This is a genomic window from Ornithinimicrobium faecis, from assembly GCF_023923225.1.
Taxonomy (GTDB): Bacteria; Actinomycetota; Actinomycetes; order Actinomycetales; family Dermatophilaceae; genus Ornithinicoccus; species Ornithinicoccus faecis.
The window spans coordinates 404,047-417,088 of sequence record NZ_CP099489.1 but is presented as its reverse complement, the minus strand read 5'-3'; the positions used below and the strand labels follow the sequence as shown (position 1 = coordinate 417,088).

The following is a 13,042-nucleotide window of genomic DNA, read 5'->3' as shown; positions in this document are numbered from 1 at the left end:
GGGCTGGCAACGTGGCTGGCCAGGACCGGAGCGGACAGATGTCGACGATCAGCACTCAGGGGACCACCCACCACACCGAGCTCGCGGGCTGGGTCGAGGAGGTGGCTGCCCGCACCCGCCCGGACCGTGTCGTCTGGGTGACCGGCACGGACGAGGAGAGCGCGGAGATCAACGCGCTGCTCGTCGAGGGCGGGACGTTCGTCCAGCTCGCCGAGGACAAGAAGCCCAACTCCTTCTACTGCGCCTCCGACCCCGACGATGTCGCCCGCGTCGAGGACCGCACCTACATCTGCTCCGTTGAGGAGAAGGACGCCGGTCACACCAACAACTGGATGGACCCGGCGCAGATGAAGGCGACTCTCGAGCCGCTCTTCGACGGCTGCATGACCGGCCGCACGATGTATGTCATCCCGTTCGTGATGGGCCACCTCGAGGCCGACCAGCCGATGTTCGGCGTGGAGATCACCGACAGCGCCTACGTCGTCGCCTCGATGCGCATCATGGCCCGCATCGGCACGCCCGTGCTGGCGAAGATGGAGGAGCTCCAGGCCGACTACGTCAAGGGCCTGCACTCCGTTGGCGCACCCCTGGCCGACGGCCAGGCTGACGTGCCCTGGCCCTGCAACGACACCAAATACATCGTCCACTTCCCCGAGGAGCGGGCCATCTGGTCCTACGGCTCCGGCTATGGCGGCAACGCCCTGCTCGGCAAGAAGTGTTATGCCCTGCGCATCGCCTCGGCCATGGCCCACGACGAGGGCTGGATGGCCGAGCACATGCTCATCCTCAAGCTCACCAACCCCGAGGGCGTCGTCCACTACATCGCCGCCGCCTTCCCCTCGGCCTGCGGCAAGACCAACCTGGCGATGCTCGAGACGACCCTGCCAGGCTGGAAGGCCGAGACCGTCGGCGACGACATCGCCTGGATGAGGTTCGGGGACGACGGACAGCTGTATGCCGTGAATCCAGAGTTCGGTCTGTTCGGCGTGGCACCGGGGACGGGTTATGGGACCAACCCCAACGCCATGCACACCATCGAGCGCGGCAACTCGATCTTCACCAATGTCGCCCGCACCGACGACGGCGACATCTGGTGGGAGGGCATGACCGACGACAAGCCCGAGCACCTCACCTCCTGGAAGGGCAAGGACTGGACGCCGGCCGACGGCGAGGCGGGCACGCCGTCGTCGCACCCCAACAGCCGCTTCTGCACGCCCATCGAGCAGCTGCCGACCCTGGCGCAGGAGTATTACGAGCCCAACGGCGTCCCGATCTCGGCCATCCTGTTCGGCGGCCGCCGCAAGACGACCGTCCCGCTGGTCACCGAGGCCCGCGACTGGCAGCACGGCACCTTCTTTGGCGCCACGCTGTCCTCGGAGACCACCGCAGCGGCCACCGGAGCCGTCGGCGTGGTGCGTCGTGACCCGATGGCAATGCTGCCGTTCATCGGCTACAACGCCGGCGACTATCTCGGCCACTGGCTCGACATGGGCAAGCAGCACGACGAGTCCAAGATGCCCAAGATCTATCTGGTCAACTGGTTCCGCCGCGACGCCGACGGCGGCTTTGCGTGGCCCGGCTTCGGTGAGAACACCCGCGTCCTGAAGTGGGTCGTGGACCGCCTCGAGGGCACCGTCGGCGCCGACGAGACCCCCATCGGCCTCACCCCGCGTGCTGGAGACCTCGACGTCGAGGGCCTCGATCTCACCGACGAGCAGCTGGCCGCGGCCCTGGCCGTCGACGAGCAGGAGTGGCGCGACGAGCTGCCGCTGATCCGCGAGTGGTTCGACAAGTTCGGCGATGCCCTCCCCCAGCAGTTGGAGGACGAGCTGCAGACGCTGACCCAGCGCCTCGCCTGACCCCAGCGCTTCCGCTGGCCCGACCCTCGGCATACGGCATCCACCCAACTCGCAGGCGAGGCACAGGAAGCGGTGGCACGATGGTCGGGATCTATGTCAAGGAGAACCCCATGACCACTGAGACACCCGAGCCGACTGGCGGCTCCGACGGCGCTCCGCTGTCCGCTGTCGAGCCGGCCCCGCCTGGCAGCAACCTCGCCGACCGGATTGACGCGATGGAGGACCGGGTCCTGCACGGCGAGGAGGAGGCTGCCCAGGAGGCGAAGGAAGAGACCGACGCCGAGGAGGAGGCTCCTGAGCCCGAGGACGTCGACCCCAGCGCCGGCACCCCGGTCTGAGCAACGAGAAGGCCCCCAGGACGTGTCCCGGGGGCCTGACTCTGCTGTTGCGTGTCGCGCGGACACGCTGCGGCGGAGGCGGAGGGATTTGAACCCTCGATGGGGTTGTAGCCCCAAACCCGCTTAGCAGGCGGGCGCCATAGACCAGACTAGGCGACGCCTCCAGTTCCACCGGTTACCCTGTCGCGGAACGCCGATCAGGCTACCTGTGGGGGGAGCGCTTCACCAAACCACCGGCGCGCGTGCAACATCCCGGGCCTGCCGGGACGTCTGCGACAGAATGACCACATCCCGTGGAAGGTATTCATGACCGATGACAACAGCCCCGACGGCGGGGCTGCCCAGCGCAGGCCCGGACCTGGTGACCCCCAGGGTCCGCAGGAGCGCCGTCGGAGCCTGCCCGGGGACGGCAACGGGGTCCAGCACCGCACCCGCGCCGACCGCTTCGCCGCCCAGACCGACGACCGGGTCGGCCGCGCCTATGGCCTGACCGCTCTGGGGACGCTCCTGCCGGGGGCGGGGCTGATCATGACCCGGCGGCGCCTCATCGGCATCCCGCTGCTGGCGCTGGCCGTGGGCTCGGGCCTCGGGGTCCTGATCTATCTGATCAAGAACGGCGCCTTCCGCTCTGCCCTCGACCTGGCCGCCCGCCCCGATGTGCTGCGCACCCTGGCGGCCGTGCTGGTCATCGGTGGGCTGATCTGGATCGGCTCCATCGTGCTGACCGCCCTCACCGCGCGACCTCGCCGGATGACCGGGGGGCAGCGGGCCGGGCTCACCGCCTTTACCGGCGTGATGTGCCTGCTGGTGGTCGCCCCGGCGGCGGTCGGGCTGCGCTATATCAACGCCCATAATGACGCCGTCGAGCACATCTTCACCGGCGCCAACGATCGGCCCGAGAATGACGACGCCCCCTCGGTCGGTCCCGACCTGGAGCACAAGGACCCGTGGGCCGATGTGCCGCGCGTCAACGTGCTGCTGCTCGGCTCGGATGCCGGGGACAACCGCGACGGCGTGCGCACCGACTCGATGATCGTCGCCTCGATCGACACCGCGACCGGCGACATGGTGCTCTTCGGGATCCCGCGCAACCTGCAGAACGTGCCGATCCCCACCAGTTCTCCGCTCTACAAGCAATACGGCGATGCGTATGACTGCGGCGCTGAGTGCCTGATGAACGGTGTCTGGACGGCCGCCGTCGACCTGCACGAGGAGAATCCCGGCTGGTTCGCCGGCGATCCCAACCCCGGCCAGACCGCGACCCGCCAGGTGATCTCCACGATCATCGGCCAGCCGATCCACTACACCGTGATCATCGACCTGAAGGGCTTTGAGGCCCTGGTGGACGCGATGGGCGGCGTCGACATCAACGTCCAGGAGTCCGTGCCGGTCGGCGGCAAGACCTGGACCGACGATGCTGGCAACTCCCACCTCATCGAGGGCACCGAGAGCAGCTGGATCGAGACCGGCCAGCAACACCTCAACGGCCACGAGGCCCTGTGGTATTCGCGCTCTCGCGTCACCACCGACGACTTCTCCCGCATGCGCCGGCAGCGCTGCATGGTCGGGGCCCTGGTGGACCAGGTCAACCCGGTGACGCTGCTGCAGCGTTATCCGGCGATCGCCTCCGCGGCCGGCAACAACATCACCGTCGACATCGCTCAGTCCGAGCTGCCCGCCTGGGCCGAACTCGTCGAGCGTGTGCAGGGCGGCACGATGCAGAGCCTGCCGTTCACCGGCAAGAACACCGACACAGCCGACCCCGACTACACCGCCATGCGCCGCGAGGTCTATCTGGCACTGCACCCGCCGGAGCCCGAGCCCACCACCGACGCGAGCGAGCAGACCGAGTCCCCCGCCGACGAGACGACGGAGGAGCCCACCACCGAGGCGCCCACCACCGACGACGCACCCGCGACGCCGGACACCGACGAGCTGGCCGACCTCGGCACCGTCTGCTGAGGCCGGCGCGCCCTCGGCACCGTCTGCTGAGTCAGCGCGCCCGGCGGCTGGTGCTGAGTCGGGCGCGCCCTCGGCGGCGCTAACCACCGCCAGGCGAAATTGGTCCTGCGGGCGGCACGGCATGCGACAACTTCCACAGGACCGTAAGCGCCTGCCCCTGCCGCCTCCGGCCACGACCACTGTGCCCTGGGCACGACGAAGCCCCCGAGTCCAACAGGGACTCGGGGGCTTCGCTTCAGGCTTGGGCGCTGAGTGTCAGTGCCCGATCAAGTTTCAGACCGCGTGGACGGACTCCGCCTGCGGACCCTTGGGGCCCTGGGTGACCTCGAACTCGACCCGCTGGGCCTCGTCGAGGGACTTGTAGCCATTGGACTCGATGGCCGAGTAGTGGACGAACACGTCCGGGCCACCGCCATCCTGCGCGATGAAGCCGAAGCCCTTTTCCGCGTTGAACCACTTCACGGTTCCCTGTGCCATGGGACATTCTCTTTCTGCTGTGCGATCAACCCCCACACCTCGCGGGAGCCGGCTCAGATGAAACCCCCCACCACCGGGACCATGCCCGACCTGCTGACCATCGTCGTACCCAAGGGTGTGACTACATGCTCTACTGCGAGGAACTGCAACTGCAACACAACAAACGGTAGCAGCATCCGGCGCGAAAGTCCCCTTCCTGTCCACAGCCTCTCGAGGGAATAAACGCAGGTCGTCGCCATATTGACCCGCCCCCGACGCGTTCCTGACCATCCGGCAACCCAGGGGTCACCCGTTGTGCTCCCACGGTTTTGGTGGTTCCTGCTCGGCCTTCACCAGTCCTGGAGTCGCGAACTTCTTGGCGCGGGGACGATCATGCGCCCCGCACCGAGCGAGTCAGTCATCTTCGTCGAGCCGAGAGCCCTGACATCCCGTAAGACAATGCCTTACACTGGGGCCGTGGAAATCTTGTGGGCAGATGAAGATGCTGCCTATGGTCGATCATGACGAAGAAGCTTGACGAGCAGACAGCTCGTGCTGCTCGGGAAGACGCCCGGGCACTTGAACTAGAAGCCGACGCATCCGGCCCCTACCCACAGGGGACCATCGTCAGACGGCCACATCGTGCCAGTCGGATGTTCAACCTGCGGTTGACCGAAGAACAACTCGCTGAGCTGCAGGGGATCGCTCGCGAGCGACACCTACCGGCCTCGACCATGGCACGCGCGTGGTTGCTCGAGCGGCTCGATCAAGAACGCGACGCCAGCTGAGGCAAGCGGTGCGGCATACCGAGCCGTGACACACCAGCCCTCCTGGTTCGTGGGAAGATGGACGCCGAGTCCGCCCTCGGCGGGGCTCATGGAGGGTTCGCATAGCGGCCGAGTGCAGGCGCCTTGAAAGCGCCCGACGGAAACGTCCGTGGGTTCAAATCCCACACCCTCCGCTCAGTGCGAGAGCGCATCGGCGCAGGTCAGGGGCCCTGCGCAGGTCAGGTCCCTGGTCAGCCGAACAGCACCGCGGCCAGCACGCCGATCACGACCACGCCCAGGACGATCCCGAAGCCGAGGATGACGCCGGCCTTGGGGTTGGCGTGTGACCAGGGCAGCATCCGCGGCCACCGCTCGCGCGCCTCCTCCGGCCTGAGCACGCGGACATGGGTCACGTGCGGTGCGACCTGTGCGAGCGCCTCGACCTCGGCGAGCTCGCGCACCGGGTGCGAGTGCAGCAACGTCTCGCCGTTGCGGTCGAGCAGGATGGCGCGTGGCCCGCCGAGCCGGGGGACGGCGTAGGACCGCGTCACGACAGCCTCAGCAATGTCGGCCCGCGGGACTGCCAGAGCCCTACGCAACAGCCGCGACTTGATCACGTGCGTCTCGGTCACCCTGATGCGCGAGTTCAGGTGCACGATCGTCAGGATGACGGTGACCAGGACGATCACATAGGTCGCGCCAATGATCAGCAGGTTCTCGGTCAGATCGGCGTCCGGGTTGCGGGCAAACGCAAAGGGGATGACCAGCAGACACCCCACCACGACGGCCAGGATCGACCACTTGCCGGCGCGATCCATCCGCCCGCGCGCCTCGAAGAGCACCGTGCCGTGTTCTGTGGTCTGCCCGACCGCCATGCCACCCTCGCTCTTGCCACGTCCGCTGGAACGCACGCAAGGTTACCGGGCGGAGCGCACGTCGCTAGCCTGGCACCATGACCGTGGCAAACCCCCTGGAACAGCTCACCGAGTCGGCCCTGCGCGAGCAGCGCACCAGCGTGAAGTGGCACGCCTTCCCGCCCGATGTGCTCCCCCTGTGGGTGGCCGAGCAGGACTCGGTCCTGGCCGAGCCAGTGGTCCGGTCCGTGGTCGAGGCCATGCAGCGCGGTGACACCGGCTATGTGGCGAGCGGCCAGGGGTATGCCGAGGCGCTGGCCTCCTTTGCCGTGGACCGGTGGGGGTGGTCACCTGACATCGAGCACACCGCGATCGTGCCGGACGTGATGATCGGCGTCACCGAGATGCTGCGCCTGGTCACCGAGCCCGGCGACAACGTGGTCGTCAACTGCCCGGTGTATCCGCCGTTCTACTCCTTCGTGCGCAGCATGGACCGCACCATCGTGGAGTCGGCGCTGACAGCGGAGCACCGCCTCGACCTCGAGGACCTGGACCGCGCCTTCGGTGAGGCGACTGCGGGAGGCAAGCGGGCGGCATACCTGCTCTGCAGTCCGCACAACCCGACCGGCACCCTGCACACTGCCGCCGAGCTCGAGGCCGTCGCCGAGCTCGCTGCGCGGCACGGCGTGCGCGTGGTGGCCGACGAGATCCACGCGCCGCTGGTCTATCCCGGCAAGACGTTCGTGCCCTTCCTCAGCGTGCCCGGCGGGGAGCGCGGGATGTCGCTGATGTCGGCGTCCAAGGGCTGGAACCTGGCCGGTCTGAAGAGTGCCCTCGCCCTGGCTGGGCCCGAGGCTGCCGCCGACCTCGCGCGGCTGCCGGAGGAGGTCGGGCACGGCGCGAGTCACGTGGCAGTGACGGCGCACGTGGCGGCCTATCGCGACGGCGGGATGTGGCTCGACGCGCTGCTGGACGGGCTCGACGCCAACCGGCACCTGATGGCCAACCTGGTGGCCCAGCACCTGCCGGGCGTGGGCTATCGGGTGCCCGAGGCGACCTATCTGGCGTGGCTGGACTGCCGCAGCCTGGGGATCGCTGACCCACCGGCCGAGCCCGGGCTGGTAACGCTCAGCGTCGGCCCGGCCAACTTCTTCGCCCAGGAGGCCAAGGTTGGGCTGAGCGCCGGCACCGCGTTCGGCACGGGCGGCTCCGGGCACGTGCGCCTCAACATGGCGACCTCGCAGGCGATCCTCACCGAGGCCCTCGAGCGCATGGGCCGTGCGACACCCCCCGCCTTTTCGTAGAGGTCTCGCACGCCTCCCCCGCCTTTTCATACAGGTCTCGCACGCCTCCCCCGCCATTTCGTACAGGTCTCGCACGCCCTGGCCACCGGGCCACCGACGGCTTCAGATGGTGCGGCACAGCCGATCTCGTTAGTGTCGGGGGCGAGACACGACCCCACTGGAAGGGAGCACCTCATGCGGAAACTGTTGTTCATCGTCGGCGCGTGCGTCGGTTACATCCTGGGCGCGAAGGCCGGCCGCGAGCGCTACGAGCAGATCAGCCAGCAGGCCAGCAAGGTCTGGGGCAACCCGAAGGTCCAGGAGACGGTCGAGGACGTCAAGGCCCAGGCGCCGAAGGCGGCGTCCGCGGTGGCTGGCTCCGCCAAGGAGATCGCCGGGCAGGCCAAGGCGAAGGTCACCGGTCACGAGACGACCGACCTCAAGGGCGACTACGAGAACGAGACCGGCAGCTGGGACTCCAGCACCGGCACGCCCTCAATCGATGACTCCTCGTTCGGCCCTGGCGGCGACAAGCTGCCCTGAGTCGCCGTCGCGCGACGCAGCGACAACCACCACTGACACAGCAGCGGACGTGCCGCCCAACATCTGGGCGGCACGTCCGCTGCCGTACGAGACCACTACGAAATTGCGGGTGGACCGTGCGAGACCTCTATCAAAATTGGTCAGATCCAGAGCGCGGGGTCGGCGAACATCGCGTCCGCGTCCTGCTGGGCCTTCGGCACCCGGTTGGTCGCGGGCACGCCCACGGCCGTCGCCCCCGAGGGCACGTCCTTGACGACCACGGCGTTGGCACCGACCTGCGCGCCTGAGCCGATCACGACCGGCCCGAGCACTCGCGCACCAGCGCCCAGCACGGCCCCGGACTCGACGGTCGGGTGCCGCTTGACCTTGGCGTTGGCCCGTCCTCCGAGGGTGACCGCGTGATACATCATCACGTCGTCGCCCACCTCTGAGGTCTCCCCGATCACGACGCCCATGCCGTGGTCGATGAACAGGCGCCGCCCGATCTGGGCCCCGGGGTGGATCTCGATGCCGGTCGCAGCTCGCGAGGCCTGCGACAGCAACCGGGCGGGCAGCCGCGCGCCACGGGTCCACAGCGCGTGCGAGACGCGGTGTGCCCACACGGCGTGCAGCCCCGGCGACGCGAGCGCCATCTCGAGCCTGCTGTCCGTGGCCGGGTCGCGGTCGATGGCCGCGTCGAGGTCCTCACGGACCAGTCCGGCAGCGGCCCCGACCTGCTGGCTCACCCGGGACCAGACGGTGCCAGCGCGGCCCCGCAGAGTGCCGGGCGCCATCAGGTCGAGCGCCATCAGTCAGTCAGCCCCTCGAAGAGCACCGTGGACAGATAGCGCTCGCCGAAGTCCGGCACGATCGCCACGATGGTCTTGCCCGCGTTCTCCTCGCGCTTGGCCAGCTCCAGCGCCGCCCACACGGCAGCGCCGGAGGAGATGCCCGCCAGGATGCCCTCCTGGGTGGCCAGCTCGCGAGAGACCCTCACAGAGTCCTCGAGGGAGGCGTCGATCACCTCGTTGTAGAGCTCGGTGTCCAGGATCTCGGGGACGAAGTTGGCGCCCAGGCCCTGGATCTTGTGCGGGCCGGGCTGGCCGCCGTTGAGGATCGGGCTGTCGACCGGCTCGACCGCGACGATGGTGACGTCGGACTTCTGCTCCCGCAGATAGCGTCCCGCACCGGTCAGCGTGCCGCCGGTGCCGATGCCGGAGACGAAGATGTCGATGTTGCCCTCGGTGTCGGCCCAGAGCTCCGGGCCCGTGGTGGCCTGGTGGATGGCGACGTTGGCCTGGTTGGCGAACTGGCGGGCGCGCACACCCCCGCGCTCCTCGGCGATCTCCTCGGCCTTGGCGACCGCGCCCTTCATGCCGTCCGCGCCCGGGGTCAGCACGAGCTCAGCGCCATAGGCGCGCAGCAGCGCACGGCGCTCCTTGCTCATCGTGTCCGGCATGGCCAGCACCACCTTGAAACCGCGGGCGGCACCGACCATGGCCAGCGCGATCCCCGTGTTGCCCGAGGTGCCCTCGACGATGGTGCCACCGGGCTTGAGCTCGCCTGCCTTGACGGCTGCATCGATGATCGCGGCGCCGATGCGGTCCTTGACGGAGTTGGCCGGGTTGCCCGACTCCAGCTTGACCAGCACGGTGGCGTTCAAGCCCTCAGTGAGCCGGTTCAGTCGGACCAGCGGGGTGTTGCCGATGGCCTCGGTGATGTCGTTCTTGACGGACACGGGGGTCGCCTTTCGCTCGGGTGCGCCCGAGGTTCTCCCCCGGACAGGTCTTCAAAGGTTATAAGTGTGCAAAGGCCACGTTATTCCCTTCCGGCCGCTCGTGGGAGGGCGGGGATGTGCGGTGAGACACACCTCACCGCCCACGCGATCGAAGGCCCCTCTAGAATCCACCCATGTCACCGGTGCAGATCCTCGCCATCGTCGTCGGACTGGGCGTCACGCTCGTCGCGGTCGCCCTGTTCGTGCGCACCATCGCCGGCTTCGTCGCCAAGTTCCGGCTCGGCCAGCCCGCGAGCGGTCGCACCAACGACCCACTGGCCCGCACAGTGACGCTGCTCCGGGAGTTCCTCGGTCACACCCGGATGGCCCGCAAGCCCCTGGTGGCTGCCGCGCACTGGTTCGTGATGCTCGGGTTCATCCTGCTCACCACCACCCTCGCGACGGCCTACGGCCAGCTGTTCAACCCCGAGTTCGCGCTGCCGCTGATCGGGCACTGGCCGCCCTACACCTGGTTGGCCGAGCTGTTCGGCTGGGGCACCCTGGTCGGCATCGTGGCGCTGATCATCGTCCGCCAGCGCAAGCACCCGAGGACCCTGGACCGCAAGAGCCGGTTCTGGGGGTCGACCTTCTGGCAGGCGTATGTCGTGGAGTTCGTCATCCTCGGCGTCGGCATCTGCATCGTGCTGCTCCGCGGTCTGGAGTTCGCGCTCGGCAAGGCGACCGGTGCCGACTGGGCCGACCTGGCCCACTTCCCCACCACGGCCTGGGTGGGCGGCTTCTTTGACGGTATGTCGACGGGCACCTTGGAGACCACGATCGTCCTGGTGGCGATGGTCAAGATCCTGATCTCCATGGGGTGGATGGTCACCATCGCGGTGACGCCCACCATGGGTGTGGCCTGGCACCGCTTCCTGGCCTTCTTCAACATCTGGTTCAAGCGCCACGCCGAGGGCCGCACCTCGCTGGCCGAGCTGCAGCCGATCCGCGTCAACGGTGAGGTGCTGGACTTCGAAAACATCGAGGAGCTCGACGAGGACGCCGCGCTCGGCGTCGGCAAGGTCGAGGACTTCACCTGGAAGGGCCTGCTCGACTTCTCCACCTGCACCGAGTGCGGTCGCTGCCAGGAGCAGTGCCCGGCCTGGAACACCGAGAAGCCACTCTCGCCCAAGATGCTGATGATCAACCTGCGCGACCACCACCACGCCAAGGCGCCCTGGCTGCTGGCCAGCGAGGAGGCCCGCGAGGCCGCCGGTGACGGCTCCGTGGCAGCAGAGGCGGCCGCACGCCACAACATCCCACTGTCGGCGGTCCTGGAGGCCCAGCGCGAGCTGGTCGGCAAGACCGAGGGCGACCCCACCATCCCCTCCGGCGGCGCGGTCATTGACCCCGATGTGCTGTGGAGCTGCACCACCTGTGGTGCCTGCGTCGAGCAGTGCCCCGTGGACATCGAGCACGTCGACACGATCGTGGACCTGCGCCGCTATCAGACGCTGATCGAGTCGGCCTTCCCCTCCGAGCTGGGCGGGTTGTTCAAGAACCTGGAGAACAAGCAGAACCCGTGGGGCATGTCGGCCCGCGCCCGGATGGACTGGGCCAAGGACCTGCCCTTCGAGGTCAAGATGGCCGGGGCCGATGTCGAGGACCTCGACGAGGTCGACTATCTGTTCTGGGTCGGTTGCGCCGGTGCCTATGAGGACCGCGCCAAGAAGACCACCCGCGCGGTGGCCGAGCTGCTCAACACCGCAGGCGTCTCGTTCGCGGTCCTGGGCGACGGTGAGACCTGCACCGGTGACCCGGCACGACGGGCCGGCAACGAGTTCCTCTTCCAGATGCTCGCGCAGCAGAACGTCGAGGTGCTCAACGAGGTCAACGCCACCAAGATCGTGGTGACCTGCGCGCACTGCTTCAACACCATCAAGAACGAATACCCCGAGCTCGGCGGCAAGTATGAGGTCGTCCACCACACCCAGCTGCTCAACCGCCTGGTGCGCGAGAAGAAGCTGACCCCGGTCGCCAAGCCCGACCAAGCCGACACCTCGGGGGTGGCCTCGACGGCGGAGAGCGTGACCTATCACGACCCGTGCTATCTGGGCCGCCACAACGGTGTCTATGCCCCGCCGCGCGAGCTGCTGGGCGCCCTGCCGGGGGTGGAGATGCGCGAGATGCCGCGCTCGAAGGAAAAGTCGTTCTGCTGTGGCGCTGGTGGTGCCCGCATGTGGATGGAGGAGAAACTCGGCTCACGCATCAACGTCAACCGCACCGAGGAGGCCCTGGCCACCGGCGCCGACCGCATCGCGATCGGCTGCCCGTTCTGCCGGGTCATGATCTCCGACGGGCTCACCCAGAAGCAGTCCGAGGGGGCCCGCGAGGAGGTCGAGGTCGTCGACGTCGCGCAGATGCTGCTGGCCGCGGTCCGCCGCGGGCAGGATGGCACCGAGGCCGAAGAGACCCCGGCGCCGACGCCCGACCCGGAGCCCGCACCGACCGCCTGATCGGGGGACGTGACATTGGTGTGCTGACACGCACCAGTGGGTCGACTGGTGCGCCTCAGCACACCAGTGGGTCGACTGGTGCGCCTCAGCACACCAATGGGTCGGGTGGGCACGTGGCGACACCAATGTCACGTCCCCCGCAAGGGGCACCGGCTCGACTCAGCCGCGGCGGCCCTTCACCATGCCGTAGACAGCGGCGCCGAGCACGACGAGCCCGCCGACAACGATCACCGGCAGGCCCGGCCCAAGGTCGGCCATGCTCTCACCGGAGACAAAGCTGGAGATGTTGGACAGGTCATATGCACCAACGGCGGTCGCGATCAGGCCCAGGAACAGCGTGGCCGCAAACATCCAGACCCGCCCCTTGCCGAGCCCAGCGATCAGGCCCAGGATGGCCACTGGCACGGCGACACCAAGCGTGATGACACCGTCGCCATCGGTGCCATAGACCGGTCCGGCGAGCACGACGTTGGCCCACGGCAGGAACGAGCCGATCGCCACCAGCACGGCGCCGGCCAGCGTCGCCCAACCGGCGATCCTGCGGGCACCCACACCACGATCACCCACGCCACGATCGGGGTATGCCGAGGGGCCCGGTTGCCCCTGAAAGGCCGGGTTGTGCGGGGGCTGACCCGGGGTCGGGTGCGGTTGGGCGTGGGGCTGAGACTGGGCGTAGGGCTGGGGCTGGACATGGGGCTGGGGCTGGCTCTGCGCCGACTGCGGCGGGAGGCTGGGAGAAGTCATGGGCGATATCCGACCACGCCACGGGTG

11 protein-coding genes and 2 tRNA genes are annotated in these 13,042 nt (G+C 68.4%); 7 read left to right on the top strand and 6 right to left on the bottom strand.

Going from position 1 to position 13,042, the window contains the following annotated elements:
• The first annotated feature begins 38 nt into the window (after window positions 1-38).
• Together NF556_RS01905 and NF556_RS01900 are read left to right on the top strand one after the other, a co-directional pair.
• The gene (locus tag NF556_RS01905; RefSeq protein ID WP_252593820.1) at window positions 39-1,859 is read left to right on the top strand and encodes a phosphoenolpyruvate carboxykinase (GTP); all 1,821 of its coding nucleotides are present in this window, start codon (window positions 39-41) and stop codon (window positions 1,857-1,859) included.
• Between the two features lie 110 nt (window positions 1,860-1,969).
• Window positions 1,970-2,197, top strand: coding sequence for a hypothetical protein (locus tag NF556_RS01900; protein WP_252593819.1), 228 nt, complete (start codon window positions 1,970-1,972; stop codon window positions 2,195-2,197).
• 73 nt (window positions 2,198-2,270) lie between these two features.
• Here NF556_RS01900 and NF556_RS01895 read toward each other — a convergent pair.
• Window positions 2,271-2,361 (bottom strand) — tRNA-Ser (locus NF556_RS01895).
• A 142-nt stretch (window positions 2,362-2,503) separates the two neighbouring features.
• On the opposite strand from NF556_RS01895, the gene NF556_RS01890 reads away from it, so the two are divergent.
• Window positions 2,504-4,159 (top strand): LCP family glycopolymer transferase, encoded by a 1,656-nt coding sequence (locus NF556_RS01890; protein ID WP_252593818.1) that lies wholly within the window; start codon window positions 2,504-2,506, stop codon window positions 4,157-4,159.
• Between the two features lie 273 nt (window positions 4,160-4,432).
• Here NF556_RS01890 and NF556_RS01885 read toward each other — a convergent pair whose 3' ends face one another.
• Window positions 4,433-4,636, bottom strand: a complete 204-nt coding sequence (locus NF556_RS01885) for a cold-shock protein (RefSeq protein ID WP_252593817.1) — start codon at window positions 4,634-4,636, stop codon at window positions 4,433-4,435.
• 857 nt (window positions 4,637-5,493) lie between these two features.
• On the opposite strand from NF556_RS01885, the gene NF556_RS01880 reads away from it, so the two are divergent.
• Window positions 5,494-5,576: transfer RNA gene (locus NF556_RS01880), tRNA-Ser, on the top strand.
• Between the two features lie 57 nt (window positions 5,577-5,633).
• On the opposite strand, the gene NF556_RS01875 is transcribed toward NF556_RS01880, so the two are convergent.
• Window positions 5,634-6,257 carry a hypothetical protein gene (locus tag NF556_RS01875; RefSeq protein WP_252593816.1) on the bottom strand — a complete coding sequence of 208 codons (624 nt, stop codon included), beginning with the start codon at window positions 6,255-6,257 and terminating at the stop codon, window positions 5,634-5,636.
• Window positions 6,258-6,334: 77 nt separating this feature from the next.
• Here NF556_RS01875 and NF556_RS01870 point away from each other — a divergent pair, with 77 nt between their 5' ends.
• Together NF556_RS01870 and NF556_RS01865 are read left to right on the top strand one after the other, a co-directional pair.
• A complete protein-coding gene (locus NF556_RS01870; RefSeq protein WP_252593815.1) occupies window positions 6,335-7,540 on the top strand; it encodes a MalY/PatB family protein in 1,206 nt (401 codons plus the stop codon).
• Between the two features lie 174 nt (window positions 7,541-7,714).
• Window positions 7,715-8,062: a YtxH domain-containing protein gene (locus NF556_RS01865; RefSeq protein WP_252593814.1), complete on the top strand. Its 348-nt coding sequence runs from the start codon at window positions 7,715-7,717 to the stop codon at window positions 8,060-8,062.
• Window positions 8,063-8,202: 140 nt separating this feature from the next.
• Here the strand turns inward: NF556_RS01865 and epsC are convergent, their stop codons facing one another.
• Window positions 8,203-8,850, bottom strand: coding sequence for a serine O-acetyltransferase EpsC (epsC, locus tag NF556_RS01860; RefSeq protein ID WP_252593813.1), 648 nt, complete (start codon window positions 8,848-8,850; stop codon window positions 8,203-8,205).
• Complete coding sequence (gene cysK, locus NF556_RS01855) at window positions 8,850-9,779, bottom strand: cysteine synthase A (protein ID WP_252593812.1); 930 nt, start codon at window positions 9,777-9,779, stop codon at window positions 8,850-8,852. Before cysK ends, epsC begins: the two co-directional genes overlap by 1 nt.
• Window positions 9,780-9,952: 173 nt before the next feature.
• Here cysK and NF556_RS01850 point away from each other — a divergent pair, with 173 nt between their 5' ends.
• Window positions 9,953-12,271 carry a heterodisulfide reductase-related iron-sulfur binding cluster gene (locus NF556_RS01850; protein ID WP_252593811.1) on the top strand — a complete coding sequence of 773 codons (2,319 nt, stop codon included), beginning with the start codon at window positions 9,953-9,955 and terminating at the stop codon, window positions 12,269-12,271.
• Window positions 12,272-12,430: 159 nt separating this feature from the next.
• Here the strand turns inward: NF556_RS01850 and NF556_RS01845 are convergent, their stop codons facing one another.
• Window positions 12,431-13,015: a hypothetical protein gene (locus NF556_RS01845; RefSeq protein ID WP_252593810.1), complete on the bottom strand. Its 585-nt coding sequence runs from the start codon at window positions 13,013-13,015 to the stop codon at window positions 12,431-12,433.
• Window positions 13,016-13,042: the final 27 nt, after the last annotated feature.